Here is a 17,388-nt window from a genome sequence, read left to right on the forward strand (position 1 = left end):
GAATCGTCCTTAATTCGTGGGAGTCGAAAGTGCTACAGCATACTCCGCCGGATCGCGTTCAACGAGCCTGGCGCAAACCTTCCTCCAGGGCATGGGCCGGCAACGGCCGGCCGATCAGGTAGCCCTGCAGCTCGTCGCAACGCTGGGCCACCAGGAAGTCCCGCTGCTCGATGGTTTCCACGCCTTCGGCGACTACCTTCAGGTCGAGGCTGTGGGCCATGGCGATGATCGCCCGGATGATCGCCGCATCCTCGCTGTTCTGGGTCAGGTCGCGGACGAACGACTGGTCGATCTTCAGGTAGTCCAGCGGCAGGCGCTTCAGGTAGCTGAGCGAGGAATAGCCGGTGCCGAAGTCGTCGACCGACAGCTTCACCCCCATCTCGCGCAACTGGCGGAAGGTCGCCAGGACACTGTCGAGGGCGTCCAGCCACTGGCTTTCGGTCAACTCCAACTCCAGTTGCGCCGCCGGCAGGCCGCTGTCGGCCAGCGCCGAGCGCACTACGTCGAGCAGGTCGCCCTGGCGCAACTGGTGGACCGAGAGGTTCACCGAGACCCGCAGGTTCAGGCCCCGCTGGCTCCACTCGGCGGCCTGCAGGCAGGCCCGGCGCAGGACGAATTCGCCGATCTCGCCGATCAACCCGCACTCCTCGGCGAGGCCGATGAAGGTCGACGGCGGGATCATGCCCTCCTCCGGATGGTGCCAGCGCACCAGCGCCTCGACCGAGTCCGGGCGGGCGCTGGCCAGGCACAGCTTGGGCTGGTAATGCACGTCCAGCTGGCCCTCCTCGACCGCCTTGCGCAACCGGGTTTCCAGGCGCAGGCGTTCGAGGGTGCTGTCCTGCAGGTTGTCGCGGAAGAACTGGAAGGTGTTGCCGCCGAGTTGCTTGGCATGTTGCATCGCCAGGTTCGCCTGGCTCATCAGCACGGAGATTTCCCGCGCCTGCTCGGAAAACAGGCTGATCCCCAGCGAGGCGCCGAGGATCAGCTCGTGGCCGAGCACGCTCACCGGCTGGCGCAACTGGACCAGCAGGCGTTCGGCCAGGCGCGACAGGGCCGCGGCGCCGGTGCCGCCATCGAGGAGGATGGCGAACTCGTCGCCGGCCAGACGCGCCAGGGTGTTGGCTTCCGGCGCGGTGCGCCGCAGGCGCTGGGCCATCTCCCTGAGCAACTGGTCGGCGACCTCGTGGCCGAGGCTGTCGTTGAGCAGCTTGAAGCGGTCCAGGTCGATCAGCAGCAGGGCCAGCCCGCCCTCCTCCTGGCGCGCCCGCTGGGCCGCCTCGTGCAGCCGCTCGCGGAACAACCGGCGGTTGGCCAGGCCGGTCAGTTCGTCGTAGTGCAGCAGGTGACGCAGGCGCTCCTCGACGTCGCGGCGGGCGCTGAGATCGGTGAAGAAACCGACGATGTGGGTCGCCTCGCCATTGCCGTCGCGCAGCAGGTTGAGCTGCAGCCATTGGGGATAGGGATCGCCATTCTTCCGCGTATCCACCAGTTCGCCCTGCCACTGCCCGTGCTGGCGCAGCTCGGCGCGGATCTGCCGGTAGTGGCGCTGGGCCTCGGGGGTATTCACCAGCAGGCTGGCGTTGCGCCCGACCACGTCCTCGCGGCGATAGCCGGTGATGCGACTGAAGGCCTGGTTGACCGCCAGCAGGTTGTAGGCCGGATCGAGGATCACGATGCTCTCGCTGGCCGCCTCGAACACTGTCGCGGCCAGTTGCTGCTGCTCTTCCAGGCGCTTGCGCGCGCTGATGTCGCTGCGCGTGCCGAGCATCCGCGTCACCCGTCCCCGCGGGTCGCGAGCCATGGCCCGGCCACGATCCTCCAGCCAGCGCCAGCCGCCCTCCCGGTCGCGCACGCGGTACTCCACCCGGTACAGCTCGCTGCGCCCCTTGAGATGTTCGGCGAGGGCGCGACGGATACGCGGCAGGTCGCCGGGGTGGATGCTTTCGATCAGCCTGCGATAGTCCTCGGGACCGTCCCCGGCGCTGAAGACCGCCTCGAGATAGGAATGCTGGACCCGGCCGCTCTCCAGGTTCCAGTCCCACAACCCCAGTTCGCTGGCCTCCAGGGCCATGGCCAGGCGCGCCTCGCTCTGGCTGAGCGCCTGGCTGGTCGCGCCAAGCTCCTCGGTGCGCGCCTCCACCCGGCGCTGCAAGGCATCGCGGGCGGCGCGCAGCTCGCGTTCGACCAGGCGTCGCTGGCCGACCTCCTGGGCGAGCTTGCGATTGAGCGCTTCGGCCTCGGCGTTGACGCGCTCCAGGTGCAGGTTCAGCGCCTGGGTCTGGAAGCGTCGCAGCAGCGCGCCCTGCACCAGCCGGTGGATCTGCCCGGCGACCACCAGCAGCGCCACCAGCAGGATCAGGCCGAGCACGCCCCAGCCCTGCAACAGGCTATGCGGCTGCAACAGCAGGAAAACGATGGATGGCAGCAGGCCCGGCAAGGCGAAGGTGAGGAAGGCCGGCAGGCTCACCGCATAGGCGACGCTGGCGGAGAGGATCGCCGCCGCCACCAGGCCGAACACCAGCACCTGCTGGAGGAAGGCATCGGCCGGGACCAGCATGATCACCGCGAACGCCAGGGTCAGGCCCGAGGCGCCGGCGCCGCACAGGAAGGTCCGCCGCCAGTGGCGGCTGGCCTGGCGACGGCTGTCGGCCTGCTGGAAGGCGGCGACCTGCAGCAGGCGCAGGACGGCGAGCAACACCAGCCAGACCAGCCAGCCGCCGAGCAGCCAGCTGCTGACCTTGCCCCACACCAGGCAGGCGCTGGTCACGCCGCCGAGCAGCATGAGCAGGGTCGGCGTGCGCGAGCCGAGATAAAGGAGCCGGGTACGCTCGATGGCGATTTCGCGGGCGTAGAGCCGCAGTACATCGGTGCTGCCGCCCGGCAGCGCCAAGGGCTCGACATGGACGGTCATAGGCGCTTGTTCTTGTAGTGGTTTGCCTTGAAGTGGCCGGAGCATAACCGAGCAGGGGCAGGCTGCCCAAGGCCGGGATAGAGCATTTTTCCGCAGCCAGGCCCGACGCTGCGCCGGCCTGCGCCGAATGGCGGCCCGGTTTGCCCGGCTTTTCCCCGCCCCGGTAGAATGCCGCGATGAACGACGACCTCTCCTTCCTGCTGAACTCCCTCAACGACCCGCAGCGCCAGGCCGTGGCCGCGCCGCTGGGCCGCCAACTGGTCCTCGCCGGCGCCGGCTCGGGCAAGACCCGCGTGCTGGTGCACCGGATCGCCTGGCTGATCCAGGTCGAGCACGCCTCGCCCTACAGCATCCTGTCGGTGACCTTCACCAACAAGGCGGCGGCGGAGATGCGCCACCGCATCGAGCAGTTGCTCGGGATCAATCCGGCGGGCATGTGGGTCGGCACCTTCCACGGCCTCGCCCATCGCCTGCTGCGCGCGCACTGGCGCGAGGCCGGGCTGAGCGAGAACTTCCAGATCCTCGACAGCGACGACCAGCAACGCCTGGTCAAGCGGGTGATCCGCGAACTCGGCCTCGACGAGCAGCGCTGGCCGGCGCGCCAGGCCCAGTGGTTCATCAACGGGCAGAAGGACGAGGGCCTGCGGCCGCAACACATCCAGCCCGGCGGCGACCTGTTCCTCGCCACCATGCTGAAGATCTACGAAGCCTACGAGGCGGCCTGCGCCCGCGCCGGGGTGATCGACTTCTCCGAGCTGCTGCTGCGCGCCCTGGACCTCTGGCGCGACCATCCCGGCGTGCTCGAGCACTACCAGCGGCGCTTCCGCCATATCCTGGTGGACGAGTTCCAGGACACCAACGCCGTGCAGTACGCCTGGCTGCGGATTCTCGCCAAGGGCGGCGACAGCCTGATGGTGGTCGGCGACGACGACCAGTCGATCTACGGCTGGCGTGGCGCACGGATCGAGAACATCCAGCAGTTCAGCGACGACTTCGCCGACGCCGAGGTGATCCGCCTGGAGCAGAACTACCGTTCCACCGCGTCGATCCTCAAGGCCGCCAACGCCCTGATCGCCAACAACCAGGGACGCCTGGGCAAGGAGTTGTGGACCGACGGCGAGGACGGCGAGTCGCTGAGCCTGTACGCCGCGTTCAACGAGCACGACGAGGCGCGCTACGTGGTCGAGTCGATCGAGAGCGCGCTCAAGGGCGGCCTGGCGCGCAGCGAGATCGCCATCCTCTACCGCTCCAACGCCCAGTCGCGGGTGCTGGAGGAAGCCCTGCTGCGGGAGAAGATTCCCTACCGCATCTACGGCGGCCAGCGCTTCTTCGAGCGTGCCGAGATCAAGAACGCCATGGCCTACCTGCGCCTGCTCGACGGCCGCGGCAACGACGCGGCGCTGGAACGGGTGGTCAACGTGCCGGCACGCGGCATCGGCGAGAAGACCGTGGAGAGCATCCGCGAATTCGCCCGCGGCAACGATGTGTCGATGTGGGAGGCGATCCGCCTGATGATCGCCAACAAGGTCCTGCCCGGCCGCGCCGCCAGCGCCCTGACCGGCTTCGTCGAGCTGATCGAGAATCTTTCGGCGAAGGTCATGGACATGCCGCTGCACCTGATGACCCAGACGGTGATCGAGCAGTCCGGACTGATCAGCTACCACAAGGAAGAAAAAGGCGAGAAAGGCCAGGCCCGGGTGGAGAACCTCGAGGAACTGGTCAGCGCCGCCCGCGCCTTCGAGAACAGCGAGGAAGAGGAAGACCTCACCCCGCTGCAGGCCTTCCTCAGCCACGCCTCCCTGGAGGCCGGGGAAACCCAGGCCGACGCCCACGAGGACAGTGTCCAGCTGATGACCCTGCACAGCGCCAAGGGCCTGGAGTTCCCGCTGGTGTTCCTGGTCGGCATGGAGGAAGGGCTGTTCCCGCACAAGATGAGCCTGGAGGAATCCGGCCGCCTGGAAGAGGAACGCCGCCTGGCCTACGTCGGCGTCACCCGCGCCATGCAGCGACTGGTCCTGACCTACGCGGAGACCCGCCGGCTCTACGGTAGCGAGACCTACAACAAGGTTTCGCGCTTCATCCGCGAGATCCCGCCGGCGCTGATCCAGGAAGTGCGCCTGTCCAATACCGTCAGCCGCCCCTACGGCGGCACTTCGCGCAACGCCGGCGGCAGCCTGTTCAGCGGCGCCGGGGTGCCGGAGACGCCCTTCTCCCTCGGCCAGCGGGTTCGCCACGCGCTGTTCGGCGAAGGGACTATCCTCAACTTCGAAGGCGCCGGCGCCCAGGCCCGGGTGCAGGTGAACTTCGAGAGCGAAGGCAGCAAGTGGCTGATGCTCGGCTACGCCAAGCTGGAAGCCCTGTAGCGGCGCAGCCCGTGGAGAAGGCCCGGAGGAGGACGACATGCTGGCATCCTGGGCCTTCTGGGCACTGCTTTCGGCGCTGTTCGCCGCGCTGACCGCGATCTTCGCCAAGATCGGCCTCGACCGGGTCGATTCGGACTTCGCCACCTTCATCCGCACCCTGGTGATCCTCGTCACCCTCGGCGGCATCCTCGCGGTCCTGGGCAAGTTCCAAGCCCCGGGCAGCATCCCGCCGCGCAGCTGGCTGTTCCTGGTGCTCTCCGGGCTGGCCACCGGTGCCTCCTGGATCTGCTATTTCCGCGCCCTCAAGCTCGGCCCGGCGTCGCTGGTGGCGCCGCTGGACAAGTTCAGCGTGGTGCTGGTGGCACTGCTCGGCGTGGCCTTCCTCGGCGAACGCCTGGACCTGCGCCAATGGCTCGGCGTAGCCCTGGTGACAGCGGGCGTGGTGGTCCTGGCAATCCGCCCATAAGCCCGCTGAATGGCGCTTCGACCTTGGTATAAAGGCGAAAAATCGCGGAAACCCTAGACTGGCGGCCTCTAATAATTCGTCGTCTGAGGTTCGTTCCATGTACCGTGATCGCGTGCGCCTGCCCTCCCTGCTCGACAAGGTGATGAGTGCGGCCGAAGCCGCCGACCTGATCCAGGACGGCATGACCGTCGGCATGAGCGGTTTCACCCGCGCCGGCGAGGCCAAGGCCGTACCCCAGGCGCTGGCCATGCGCGCCAAGGAACGTCCGCTGCGTATCAGCCTGATGACCGGCGCCAGCCTCGGCAACGACCTCGACAAGCAGCTCACCGAGGCCGGCGTGCTCGCCCGGCGCATGCCGTTCCAGGTCGACAGCACCCTGCGCAAGGCGATCAACGCCGGCGAAGTGATGTTCATCGACCAGCACCTCTCGGAAACCGTCGAGCAGTTGCGCAACCACCAGCTGAAGCTGCCGGACATCGCCGTCATCGAAGCCGCCGCGATCACCGAGCAGGGCCACATCGTGCCGACCACCTCGGTGGGCAACTCGGCGAGCTTCGCGATCTTCGCCAAGCAGGTCATCGTCGAGATCAACCTGGCCCACAGCACCAACCTGGAAGGCCTGCACGACATCTATATCCCGACCTACCGGCCGACCCGCACGCCGATCCCGCTGACCCGCGTCGACGACCGCATCGGCAGCACGGCGATCCCGATCCCGCCGGAGAAGATCGTCGCCATCGTCATCAACGACCAGCCGGACTCGCCATCCACCGTGCTGCCGCCGGACGGCGAGACCCAGGCCATCGCCAACCACCTGATCGATTTCTTCAAGCGCGAGGTCGACGCCGGGCGCATGAGCAACAGCCTCGGCCCGCTGCAGGCCGGTATCGGCAGCATCGCCAACGCGGTGATGTGCGGCCTGATCGAGTCGCCGTTCGAGAACCTGACCATGTACTCCGAAGTGCTGCAGGACTCGACCTTCGACCTGATCGACGCCGGCAAGCTGCGCTTCGCCTCGGGCAGCTCGATCACCCTGTCGCCGCGGCGCAACGCCGACGTGTTCGGTAACCTGGAGCGCTACAAGGACAAGCTGGTGCTGCGCCCGCAGGAAATCTCCAACCACCCCGAGGTGGTCCGTCGCCTGGGCATCATCGGCATCAATACGGCGCTGGAGTTCGACATCTACGGCAACGTCAACTCGACCCACGTCGGCGGCACCAAGATGATGAACGGCATCGGCGGCTCCGGCGACTTCGCCCGCAACGCGCACCTGGCGATCTTCGTCACCAAGTCGATCGCCAAGGGCGGCAACATTTCCAGCGTGGTGCCGATGGTCAGCCACGTCGACCACACCGAGCACGACGTCGACATCCTCGTCACCGAGCAGGGCCTCGCCGACCTGCGCGGCCTGGCGCCTCGCGAACGGGCCCGGGTGATCATCGAGAACTGTGTCCACCCGTCCTACCAGGCACCGCTGCTGGACTACTTCGAGGCGGCTTGCGCGAAAGGCGGCCACACGCCGCATCTGTTGCGCGAGGCGCTGGCCTGGCACCTGAACCTGGAAGAACGCGGACACATGCTGGCCGGCTGAGGCTGAACCGTTTCATCCGCAACTATTTCCAGCGCCCGGACGATTAATTCTTCCGGGCGTCTAGACAGGGCAGAAAAAACCACGTAAAAACATATTTCGGCGGCCTTTTCTCTTGCCGCCATCGCAACACGCCGACCCGGCCCTTCCGCTTTTCCTGCTGTAACACTTCGTTGTTTCTTTCGGTAACGCACCATGACGGTGCAGAGCGGTACAGTTACGCACCGAAACAACCCATACAGTTCGGAAACACACCCCGGTGATCCAACGCAATTCTCCGCAACTGTTCCTATTCTTGTTGACCTGTTAGTCAGATCATATTGCTCAGTTAATCACTAGCAACCTGACTACCCACCACAAGTGGGAAGGATCGACACATCATGGAACGTACCCTCGGTTCCAACACTTTCGACATCGCTCGCTCCAACCGCCGCAGCAGCAGCCTGCTGGGCACCATGAAACTGTGGCAGCGCCGCATCCAGAGCCGTCGCCAGCTGGCCCGCCTGGACTCCCGCCTGCTCGCCGACGCCGGCATCAGCGAAGCCCAGCGCTACGCCGAGCTGAACAAGCCGTTCTGGCGCTAAGCGATACTGTAACGTCCCGGTTCGGCCCAGCCTGAACTGTACCGTAGGCCGCTCCTTACCGAGCGGCCTTCACGTATCTGGAAGAAGCCTTTTCCTCCAGCAGTTCACGGTACAGCTCGCTCCAGCGACGCCCCATCTCTTCGGCGGTGAACAGTTGCCGATAGCGGGCCTCCGCGTTCCTGCCCATTTCCTCCGCCTGCTGCGGATGCTCCCAGAGCCAGCGCATCGCTTGGCGAAACGCGGCCGGCTGGCTGGGCGGCACGACCAGGCCGGTCTCGCCATGGATATTGATGTAGCTGGTGCCGGTGCCGATCTCGCTGGAGATCATCGGCTTGCCGTACATCGCGCCCTCCAGCAGGGAGATACCGAACGCCTCGGAACGCAAGTGTGACGGAAAGACCATGGCGTAGCTGAGTTGCAGCAGGGCGACCTTGTCCTCGTCGTCCACCCGCCCGAGGAAGTGCACGTTGCGCAACCCCAGCGCCGCGGCCTGGGCATACAGCTCGGCCTGCAACGGCCCGGCACCGACGATCACCACCGGGTAATCGGTGCCCTGCAACGCATCCAGCAGGATATGCAGGCCCTTGTAGTAGCGCATCACCCCGACGAACAGGAAGAACCGCGGCCCGAGTTTCTCTCGCCAGTGCTCCAGACGCTGTGCCGCAGGCTTCGGGTAGCAGGCCTTGTCCAGGCCGTAGGTGATCACCCGGGTCTTTTCCCGGTACTGGCGGAGCACGTCGCTGGTGCTGAAGTAGTTGGGCGACGCCACCGCGATCCGATCGACGCTATGAAGGAAGCGCCCCATCAGCGGCCGGTACAGTTTCAACAGGACGCGCTGGCGGATGATGTCCGAATGGTAGGTGACCACGCTCGGCTTGTTCATACCGGTGAGGAAATGCACCAGGTCCATGAACGGCCAGGGGAAGTGGTAGTTGACCACGTCCGCCTCCGCCGCCAGCTCGCGGAACTGCTTGAACACGCTCAGGGAAAACCCGGTGGAAGCGAGCTGCAGGTCGAGCCTGGCGCGATGCACCACATGTCCGCCGAAGGGCACGACAGGCGGATGCGGGTCGCTGCTCAGGGTCAGGACGTGGTTGTCGATCCCCCACGACCCGCTGCTCTCGCAAAGCTGGAAGATCACCTGTTCGATCCCGCCTACCGTTTCGCTCAGGTAGGTCTTGTAGAAGTGCAGTACCCGCATTCAGCCCTCCACGGCACGACGATAGGCTGCAGCGGTGAGATTCGCGCAACGCTTCCAGGAAAACTGCTCCGCCCGTCGCAGGCCGGCTTCCCGGCAGCACTCCCAGTAGACGGTATCCTCGGTCATGCGGACCAGCATGTCAGATAGCCCATTGGCATCATCCGGGTCAATATAGCTGCCCGCCTCGCCGGCCACCTCCGGCATTGCGGAGAGTCGCGTGAGCAATACCGGCGTGCCGCTGGCCATGGCTTCCAGCACAGGCAGGCCGAAGCCTTCGTAGATCGAGGGGAAGACCAGCGCCCGAGCGCCCGACATCAACTCGGCGACCCGCTCGTCCGGCAGGTAGCCGAGCAGCCGCACCGTTCCCGAAGCCAGCGCCTGACGCAGTTCGTCGTCGAGCGAGCGACTTTCCCATCCCGGCATGCCGACGATCATCAGCGGAAAACGCTGGCGGACCGCCGCCGGCAGTTGCCCATGGGCGCGCAGGGCCAGCGACAGGTTCTTGCGCGGTTCGAGGGTTCCTACGCAGAGGAAATACCCGCGCGGCACCAGGCCATGCGCGCGCAAGGGCTCGCGCAGGGACTCCCGGTCCCGCGGACGGAACCGCGCGGCATGGCCGAGGGGCGCCACCACGAAGCGCTCGCGCGGCAGGCCGAAATACGCCTGCGCCTCGTCGGCGATCGCCTGCGAGTCGGTCAGGATCAACCGCGCCTTTTCCATCCCGCGCGCCAGCCGGCGTTCTATTTCGCGCAAGCGGGCGGCGGGTTGCGTCGCCGGATAATGCAGGTGGGTCAGGTCGTGCAGGGTCATCAGCATCGGCCCGTCGAAGTCCAGCGGCCAGAGACTGGGCTCATGGTAGAGATCGACCGGCGGCCGACCGCTATCGAAACGCCGCTGCTCCAGCCAGCGTCGTGCCCGGTAGGCTCCGGGCAGGTTGCGCAGCCAGGGCGACAGACGCGAATAGCCGGGCAGCGCCGCCGCCGGCAGGTCGCCGCTCCAGCCCCAGCCATGGAACAGGGAAAACTCTAAGTCCGCGTGCGCCTGCAACGCACCCAGCAACTCGACCAGGTAATGTCCGATGCCGGTCCGCGGCGCCTGGAGAATCCGCGCGTTAACCGCAATCCGCATGTACTGCCTCGCCATGCGCCGGGGCCTTGCCGAGGGCGAGCAGGATCCGCGCGATCAGTTGCCGACTCGCCTCGTGCCAGCCGATCCAGCGCCATTCGCCGACCGGTCGCTCGGCCGGGAACTCGCCCGTGGCTTCGAAGCGGGTGACCAGGTTCGCCAGTGTCTGCGGATCGGCGAGGTCGAAGTAGGCCATGAATTCGCCGCCGATCTCGCGGAACACCGGGATGTCGCTGCCCATCGCCGGCAGGCCGCGCTGCATGGCCTCCACCAGCGGCAGGCCGAAACCTTCCACATAGGACGGGAAGACCAGCGATGCGGCATGGGAGTATGCGTACTCCAGGCTCTTGTCGGAGAGGTCGTTGAACATGAACAGGCGCTTGTTCAGCTCCGGATGCTGCCGCACCCTTTCCACCAGCGCCTCGCACTTCCAGCCGATGCGTCCGGCGATGCACAACCGCGCCTGCGAACCCTGGGCCCAGGCACGCTCGAAGGCATCCAGCAGGTAACCGTGGTTCTTCCGCGGCTCGATGGTGCTGACCATCAGGAATACCGGCGCCTTGGCCTTGAACATGCGCAGCAGATCGGGCTCGACGGAGGCGCCGTCCTCCACCAGGTCCAGCTCCGAACCCAGGTGGAAATAATCGAACCAGCGTTGCGCGACCTTCTCCGGGCCGATGCGCCGCAGCATCTCCGCGCGCACTTCGTCGCGGATGGTCTCGGAAATCGCGACGTAGCCGTCGGCGGTGGCCGCGATCCAGTCGAACCAGTGGTTGAACACCTTGACCAGTCCGGCATCGCAGAATTGCGGATGGGTCAGGGGAATCAGGTCGTAGATCACCGAGACGATGCCCACGCCCTCGCTCTTGAGGCGTTCCGCCAGCGGGAAGAAATCGGCGTGCCAGGAGGAGTCCAGCAAGACCAGTTGGTCGCCGGCCCGATGTTCGAGCGGGGTCGCGCGCACGGGTGCAGGCTGCTGCTTGCCGAGGATGCGGTCGAGCAGGCGCAGCGGAATGCTGAGGAAGGCGAAGGCGAACAGGCGGCAGGCTACATAGAGAAGGCGCCGGGCCCACGGCGAGGAACGGAACGGGCGGCGCTTTTCCAGGGTGCGCTGGCCCAGCCAGAAGTAGTTGGCGGCTCGCTCCACCAGGATGCGCAGGCGTACCAGCGGCGAATGCGGCCGCGGGTCCAGCGGCGCCAGGCTGTGGACCTGATACAGGGTGCCGTCGAGCATTGCCACCGGGATGCACTCCACCGTCTCGTCGGCTTCCGGCAACTCGCGGATGACGTTGCGCACCACCCGCTGAATACCGGAATTGACCTTGGGATGCTCGAACACATAGGTGCATTCGACCAACAGACGCGTCATGGAGTGCTCTCCGCGGAAGTGGGGTCCAGAGCCGCCTCGCCGGAGCGGCTGATATGGGTTTCGGCGCCCAGCCAGGAGCAACCGACGAAGTCTTCCTGGCGGTTGTTGATGACATGGAAGACCAGGCCGTAGTCGCGCCATTCGAAGTTGCGGTCCAGGTGCGAGTCCAGCCGCGACAGGCTCAGTGCCACCGAGTAGTGCCCCTTGCCCAGGCGCATGTCGAAGGCGAAGCGGTAGGTGATGCGCTCGCCGGCCTTCAGGTCGGTGAGCGCCTTGTCCAGGCGGTGGGTATTGATCCCGTACATCGGCTGGCCGAGGCGGTCCTTGATCATGAAGCCGAGGATCAGCCGCTCGATGTCCTGGCGAACCTCGACCTCGACTTCCAGCGTCACCGCCTGGCCTACCTCGACCACCTCCAGCGCGCGCTGCCGCTGGTCGACCATCCGTACGTCGAGGATCGCTGCCTCGCCGGTGCCGGAAATCGTCCGCACCTGGCCGTCGGCGAGCATTTCCTGGCGCACGGTCTGCCCCTCGCGCTCGGCGAGCAGGGCGTTGTAGTAGTCCATCACTTCTTCCGGCCGCCCGCGCATGGCCATCCGTCCCTGCTCCAGGAGGATCGCGGAGTCGCAGATGGACTGGATCGCCGAGCGGTCGTGGGAAACGATCAGCAGGGTGGTGCCGGCCTTGCGGAAACTGCGGATGCGCTCGAAGCTCTTGTGCTGGAAATAGGCATCGCCGACCGACAGGGCCTCGTCGACGATCAGGATGTCCGGCCGCCGGGCAGTCGCCACGCTGAACGCCAGGCGCATCTGCATGCCGCTGGAGTAGGTGCGCACCGGCTGCTCGATGGCCTCGCCGATTTCGGCGAAGGCCTCGATCTCCGGCATCAGCGCCTGGATTTCCTCGACCTGCATGCCCAGCAGTTGCCCGGCCATGAAGACGTTCTGCCGGCCGGTGAAGTCCGGGTGGAAGCCCATGCCCAGCTCGAGCAGCGCGGCGACCCGGCCGGCCACGCGGATCTCGCCGCAGGTCGGCTGGGTGGTGCCGGCGATCATCTTCAGCAGGGTGCTCTTGCCGGCGCCGTTGACCCCGACGATGCCGACCGCTTCGCCCGGCTCGATGGTGAACTCGACCTCGCGCAGGATCCAGTGCAGGTGGTGGCGCGGAGGGCTGAAAGGCACCAGCCATTCGAACAACCGGCTCCAGCGATTGGGATACTGTTTGTAGGCCTTGCCGAGGCCGGATACGCGTATCTGTCCCATCAGAGTTCATCCACCATTTCGCCGACCCGCTGGCGGAACAGACGCAGGCCGAGCGCGCACAGCAGCAGCGCCAGCAGGGTGATCGGCAGCAATGAAGGCCAGTCCGGCCATTGCCCGTGGAGGAACAGCTGCTGGTAGCTGCGCATCAGCGCGGTCATCGGGTTGAGTTCGATCAGCGAGCGGATACCCTCGGGCAGGATGCCGATCGGATAGACGATCGGCGTCAGCCAGAACCAGAACTGCAGGCAGATGCCGAACAGCTGGCCGACGTCGCGGAAGAACACGTTGAGCACCCCGAGGATCATCCCCAGTCCCGCCGCGAACAGCACCTGGATCGCCAGCAGCGGCACCAGCGCGAGCAATGCCGCGCCCGGCAGGCGCCCGCTGAGGGCGAGAAAGCCGAGGAACAAGGCGAGGATGATGGCGAAATTGACCCCGGCGTTGAGCAGTACGATGACCGGCAGGCAGATGCGCGGGAAGCTGATCTTCTTCAGCAGGTTGGCGTTCTCGATGAACATGCTCTGGCTGCGCGAGGTGATTTCCGCGAACAGGCCCCAGGTCAGCAGGCCGGCGCAGAGATAGACGCTGTAGGCCAGGCCGTCGTCGACCCCCGGCAGGCGCGCGCGCATCACCTGGGAGAAGATCACCGTGTAGACGACGATCATCGACAGCGGATTGAGCACCGTCCACAACGCGCCGAACAGCGACCCGCGGTAGCGCGACTGGAACTCGCGCTTGACGCTGCCGAGAACGAAGCCACGATAGCCCCACAAGGAACGAGACAAGCCAAGAAGCATCAGACCACCCTGCCGTACTGGTCCTCGAAGCGGACGATGTCGTCCTCTCCCAGGTATTCGCCGCTCTGCACCTCGATCATCACCAGGTCGATGACCCCCGGGTTTTCCAGGCGATGCCGGTGGCCCGCGGGAATGTAGGTCGACTCGTTGCTGTTGACCAGCCGCGCGCCATCGCCATTGGTGACCCTGGCCATGCCTTGCACCACGATCCAGTGCTCGCTGCGGTGATGGTGCATCTGCAGCGACAAGCGCTCTCCCGGCCTGACCACGATTCGCTTGATCTTGAAGCGCGGCCCCTCCTCGAGGACGGTATAGCTGCCCCAGGGACGGTTGACGGTCCGATGCAGCCGATAGGCCTCGTGCCGCTCGTCCTTCAGCCGCTGCACCACCCTGCGCACCTCCTGGACCCGGTCGGCGCGGGCGATCAGCAGCGCATCGGAAGTATCCACCACGACCAGGTCGTCGACCCCGACCGTGGCGACCAGGCGCCCGTCGCTCTGCACGAAGGTGTTACGGGTGTCGACGAACAGGGTGTCGCCGCTGCCGCGATTGCCCTCTGCGTCCGCGTCGAGCAGCGCGCTCATCGCGCCCCAGGAACCGATATCGCTCCAGTCGAAGGCCGCCGGCACCACGGCGACCCGCGCGGAGCGCTCCATCAGCGCATAGTCGATGGAAATGTCCGGCAGCGCGGCGAAGGCTTCGCCCGCCAGCTCATGCTGGATGCCATCGGCCATCTTCACCGCCGCACTGGCGGCCAGGCAGGCCCTGGCCTGCTCCAGCAGGGCCGGGGCATGCTGCGCCAGCTCGTCGACCAGGGTCGAGGCCGTGAAACAGAACATCCCGGAGTTCCACAGGAAACCGCCACTTTCCACGTAGCGACGGGCGGTTTCCTCATCGGGTTTCTCGACGAAGCGGCGCACCTTGGCCGCCCCCTGCTCGTCCAGCCGGTCGCCCAGCTCGATATAGCCGAAACCGGTTTCCGCTGCGTCCGGCACCACGCCGAAGGTAACCAGGTGCCCGGCGACGGCGAGACGCGCGGCATGCCCTACCGCCTCGCGGAAGGCCTCCTCGTTGCGGATCAGGTGATCCGCCGGCATCACCACCAGTACCGCCGCGTCGCCATGTTCGGCTTGCAGCGCCAGGGCGGCGACGGCAATCGCCGGAGCGGTGTTGCGTCCGGTCGGTTCGAGGATGAAATGTCCCCGATGCCGCCCCAGGCGGGCCGCCTGGAACTGGTCCTTGCTCTGGAAGTAATGCTCGCGGTTGGTCACCGTGACGATTTCGCCATGCCCGGCCAGGAGCCCGGCGGCACGTCGGTAGGTCTTGCCCAACAGGGTCTGGCCATCGGGCAGGCGCATGAACGGCTTCGGCTGTCCTTCACGCGACACCGGCCAAAGGCGGGTACCGGCGCCGCCGGAAAGCACCACGGGAATCAGCATGGCTTACTCCCGGGAAACGCGTCGCAGGTCCGCCTCGACCATCATCCGGATCAGCTCGTCCAGGCTGGTCCTGGGCTTCCAGCCGAGCACACGCTGGGCCTTGGCCGGATTACCCAGCAGCACGTCGACCTCGGCGGGCCGGAAGAACGCCGGGTCGATCTTGAGGAAGTCGCGGTAGTCCAGGCCCACATGCTCGAAAGCGATCTGGCACATGTCGCGCACGGTGGTAGTGACACCGGTGGCCACCACGTAGTCGTCGGCCTTGTCCTGCTGCAACATCAGCCACATGGCTTCGACGTAGTCCCCGGCAAAGCCCCAGTCGCGCTTGGCGTCGACGTTGCCCAGGCGCAATTCCTGCTGCTTGCCGAGCTTGATGCGGGCCACCGCGTCGGTAACCTTGCGCGTGACGAACTCGATGCCGCGCAGCGGCGACTCGTGGTTGAACAGGATGCCGCTGGAGGCATGCAGGCCGAAGCTCTCGCGATAGTTGACGGTGATCCAGTGGCCATAGAGCTTGGCCACGCCGTAGGGGCTGCGCGGGTAGAACGGCGTGTTCTCGTCCTGGCGCTCGGCCTGGATCAGGCCGAACATCTCGCTGGTGGAAGCCTGGTAGAAGCGCGTTTCCGGGCTGAACTGGCGGATCGCCTCGAGCAGGTGGGTCACGCCCAGGCCGTCGACGACGCCGGTGGTCACCGGCTGGTTCCAGGAGGCCCCGACGAAGCTCTGTGCCGCCAGGTTGTAGACCTCCTGCGGCTGCGCCTTGATCACCGCGCGCTGCACCGAACAGGCATCGGCCATGTCGCCGTCCTCGTACTGGATATCGCCTTCGATCCCCAGCTCGCGCAGGCGCCAGCGCGTGTCGCTGCTGCGCCGCGCCACCAGGCCGTGGACCCGGTAGCCCTTCTCCAGCAGCAGCTTGGCCAGGTACGCTCCGTCCTGACCGGTGATCCCAGTTACCAGTGCACTTCTTGTCATTCTTCTCGTACCCGTGACTCCCAGTCGGACAGGATCGCCCGCAGGGACTGTTTTATGGTTATTTCAGGCTTCCAGCCCGTGGTGTCATGCAGTCGCGCATGGCTGCCGCGAACCCGCCGCTGTTCCGCGCGGCGCATCCTGGCAGGGTCCTGAACGATTTCCAGCTCGACCTGGGCGATGTCCGCCAGCAGTTCGATCAGCTCGCGAATCTTCTGCTCCTGCCCGGAACAGACGTTATAGACGGCGCCCGCCTCGCCGTGGGAGAGCAGGCGCAGATAGGCTGACAGCACGTCCTGGACATCGAGGAAATCACGGCTGACGTCGATGTCCCCCACTTCCAGCCGATTGGCCTGCAAGCCCTGCTTCATCCGGGCGATCTGCCGCGCGGCGCTGGCGATCACGAAGCTGTCCTTCTGCCCCGGCCCGATATGGTTGAACGGTCGCGCCACCAGCACCCGCCAGCCTTCGGTGATACCCCACTGCAGGCACAGCGACTCGGCCGCCAGCTTGCTGACCGCATAGGGATTGCGCGGGTGGGGGATGAGTTCCTCGTGGATCGGCAACGCCGCCTCGGCCACCTGGCCGTAGACGTCGCCGGAGCTGATGTACAGGAAGGTACCGGAGAAACCCCGCGCCTTAAGCGCCTGGAGCAGGTTCAGGGTGCCAAGGAGGTTGATCTGCAGGGTCCGCGCAGGATCGCGGAAGGCCTCCGGCACGTAGGTCTGCCCGGCCAGGTGGATGACCGCATCCGGCAGCTCCGGCCAGAGGTCGCCCAGCGAATCCGGCTCCAGCAGGTCGTAACGATGCGGTACGGGAAGGAGCGCCCACGGCGTGTGGGCCGCTGCCAGATAAGCTTGAAGATGCTTGCCTACGAAACCGGAGAGCCCGGTGACGAACAGACGCTGAGTCAAGGAAGCGGGCCTTTTATCTGATGCTACGCTCGGCGACGCTCTTCCTAGGAATACGACGTTCCAGAGGTCATGCCGGATAGCGTGTTGTTCTGATTATCGCGCTCCAATCTGTGCCAAGAATGCGCCGATTTCAACCGCTTATTCGTGACCGGTAGGTTCTGATTCGAACGGCATGACGTTTTCTCCGTCAGCCTTCACGTTTTTGCGAAAGGTATGTTTAGAATGCCTCTCGATTTCGTGCTTGACTGCCTCCTGTTCTGTTGATCGAACAGGTCGCGGTCGCGATAACAGAACAAGAACACGATGGGTCGACCAGTCCGCCGGGAAGGCTTCCGGACAACGAAGCAGCGCCTGGCCTCGCTCATCACCACCAAGCTGTCGAACGGGCAGTTTCATC

13 protein-coding genes are annotated in these 17,388 nt (G+C 66.0%); 4 read left to right on the top strand and 9 right to left on the bottom strand.

Translation table 11 applies throughout. The features are described 5' to 3' along the window. Positions 1-58: 58 nt before the first annotated feature. A complete protein-coding gene (locus ACI766_RS29430) occupies positions 59-2,911 on the bottom strand; it encodes a putative bifunctional diguanylate cyclase/phosphodiesterase (protein WP_019372309.1) in 2,853 nt (950 codons plus the stop codon). Positions 2,912-3,087: 176 nt separating this feature from the next. On the opposite strand from ACI766_RS29430, the gene uvrD reads away from it, so the two are divergent. From uvrD to ACI766_RS29450, 4 genes are all read left to right on the top strand, one after another. Beyond that, entirely contained in the window at positions 3,088-5,274 is a 2,187-nt protein-coding gene (gene uvrD, locus ACI766_RS29435) for a DNA helicase II (protein ID WP_073665107.1), read from the top strand. A 37-nt stretch (positions 5,275-5,311) separates the two neighbouring features. After that, positions 5,312-5,740, top strand: coding sequence for an EamA family transporter (locus ACI766_RS29440; RefSeq protein ID WP_003096873.1), 429 nt, complete (start codon positions 5,312-5,314; stop codon positions 5,738-5,740). A 97-nt stretch (positions 5,741-5,837) separates the two neighbouring features. Next, positions 5,838-7,331, top strand: coding sequence for an acetyl-CoA hydrolase/transferase family protein (locus tag ACI766_RS29445; protein ID WP_003096875.1), 1,494 nt, complete (start codon positions 5,838-5,840; stop codon positions 7,329-7,331). Between the two features lie 377 nt (positions 7,332-7,708). Then, a complete protein-coding gene (locus ACI766_RS29450) occupies positions 7,709-7,912 on the top strand; it encodes a DUF1127 domain-containing protein (RefSeq protein ID WP_003096877.1) in 204 nt (67 codons plus the stop codon). A gap of 55 nt (positions 7,913-7,967) precedes the next feature. Here ACI766_RS29450 and wbpZ read toward each other — a convergent pair whose 3' ends face one another. The 8 genes from wbpZ to rmd are packed head-to-tail and all read right to left on the bottom strand — an operon-like array spanning position 7,968 to position 16,991. Next, entirely contained in the window at positions 7,968-9,113 is a 1,146-nt protein-coding gene (gene wbpZ / locus ACI766_RS29455) for a D-rhamnosyltransferase WbpZ (protein ID WP_010792440.1), read from the bottom strand. Next, positions 9,114-10,241 (bottom strand): glycosyltransferase family 4 protein, encoded by a 1,128-nt coding sequence (locus tag ACI766_RS29460; RefSeq protein ID WP_003122346.1) that lies wholly within the window; start codon positions 10,239-10,241, stop codon positions 9,114-9,116. Continuing rightward, the gene (locus tag ACI766_RS29465) at positions 10,225-11,607 is read right to left on the bottom strand and encodes a glycosyltransferase family 4 protein (RefSeq protein WP_003096882.1); all 1,383 of its coding nucleotides are present in this window, start codon (positions 11,605-11,607) and stop codon (positions 10,225-10,227) included. Before ACI766_RS29465 ends, ACI766_RS29460 begins: the two co-directional genes overlap by 17 nt. Then, positions 11,604-12,869 (bottom strand): ABC transporter ATP-binding protein, encoded by a 1,266-nt coding sequence (locus tag ACI766_RS29470; protein WP_003142110.1) that lies wholly within the window; start codon positions 12,867-12,869, stop codon positions 11,604-11,606. Before ACI766_RS29470 ends, ACI766_RS29465 begins: the two co-directional genes overlap by 4 nt. Further along, entirely contained in the window at positions 12,869-13,666 is a 798-nt protein-coding gene (locus tag ACI766_RS29475) for an ABC transporter permease (RefSeq protein ID WP_003096887.1), read from the bottom strand. The genes ACI766_RS29470 and ACI766_RS29475 overlap by 1 nt, the downstream gene beginning before the upstream one ends. Further along, positions 13,666-15,105 carry a mannose-1-phosphate guanylyltransferase/mannose-6-phosphate isomerase gene (locus ACI766_RS29480; protein WP_003096889.1) on the bottom strand — a complete coding sequence of 480 codons (1,440 nt, stop codon included), beginning with the start codon at positions 15,103-15,105 and terminating at the stop codon, positions 13,666-13,668. Before ACI766_RS29480 ends, ACI766_RS29475 begins: the two co-directional genes overlap by 1 nt. Before the next feature lie 3 nt (positions 15,106-15,108). Further along, positions 15,109-16,080, bottom strand: coding sequence for a GDP-mannose 4,6-dehydratase (gene gmd, locus ACI766_RS29485; protein ID WP_003096890.1), 972 nt, complete (start codon positions 16,078-16,080; stop codon positions 15,109-15,111). Next, on the bottom strand, positions 16,077-16,991 hold the full coding sequence (rmd, locus tag ACI766_RS29490) for a GDP-6-deoxy-D-mannose reductase (RefSeq protein WP_003114107.1): 915 nt from the start codon (positions 16,989-16,991) through the stop codon (positions 16,077-16,079). Before rmd ends, gmd begins: the two co-directional genes overlap by 4 nt. Positions 16,992-17,388 lie beyond the last annotated feature (397 nt).

It is taken from the genome of Pseudomonas sp. DL, from assembly GCF_047199225.1.
GTDB classification, from domain to species: Bacteria; Pseudomonadota; Gammaproteobacteria; order Pseudomonadales; family Pseudomonadaceae; genus Pseudomonas; species Pseudomonas aeruginosa.

Bases quoted from the DNA above. Each gene is read 5' to 3' on its own strand.
- ACI766_RS29430 (WP_019372309.1), bottom strand. From the start codon at position 2,911: ATGACCGTCCATGTCGAGCCCTTGGCGCTGCCGGGCGGCAGCACCGAT.
- uvrD (WP_073665107.1), top strand. From the start codon at position 3,088: ATGAACGACGACCTCTCCTTCCTGCTGAACTCCCTCAACGACCCGCAG.
- ACI766_RS29440 (WP_003096873.1), top strand. From the start codon at position 5,312: ATGCTGGCATCCTGGGCCTTCTGGGCACTGCTTTCGGCGCTGTTCGCC.
- ACI766_RS29445 (WP_003096875.1), top strand. From the start codon at position 5,838: ATGTACCGTGATCGCGTGCGCCTGCCCTCCCTGCTCGACAAGGTGATG.
- ACI766_RS29450 (WP_003096877.1), top strand. From the start codon at position 7,709: ATGGAACGTACCCTCGGTTCCAACACTTTCGACATCGCTCGCTCCAAC.
- wbpZ (WP_010792440.1), bottom strand. From the start codon at position 9,113: ATGCGGGTACTGCACTTCTACAAGACCTACCTGAGCGAAACGGTAGGC.
- ACI766_RS29460 (WP_003122346.1), bottom strand. From the start codon at position 10,241: ATGCGGATTGCGGTTAACGCGCGGATTCTCCAGGCGCCGCGGACCGGC.
- ACI766_RS29465 (WP_003096882.1), bottom strand. From the start codon at position 11,607: ATGACGCGTCTGTTGGTCGAATGCACCTATGTGTTCGAGCATCCCAAG.
- ACI766_RS29470 (WP_003142110.1), bottom strand. From the start codon at position 12,869: ATGGGACAGATACGCGTATCCGGCCTCGGCAAGGCCTACAAACAGTAT.
- ACI766_RS29475 (WP_003096887.1), bottom strand. From the start codon at position 13,666: ATGCTTCTTGGCTTGTCTCGTTCCTTGTGGGGCTATCGTGGCTTCGTT.
- ACI766_RS29480 (WP_003096889.1), bottom strand. From the start codon at position 15,105: ATGCTGATTCCCGTGGTGCTTTCCGGCGGCGCCGGTACCCGCCTTTGG.
- gmd (WP_003096890.1), bottom strand. From the start codon at position 16,080: ATGACAAGAAGTGCACTGGTAACTGGGATCACCGGTCAGGACGGAGCG.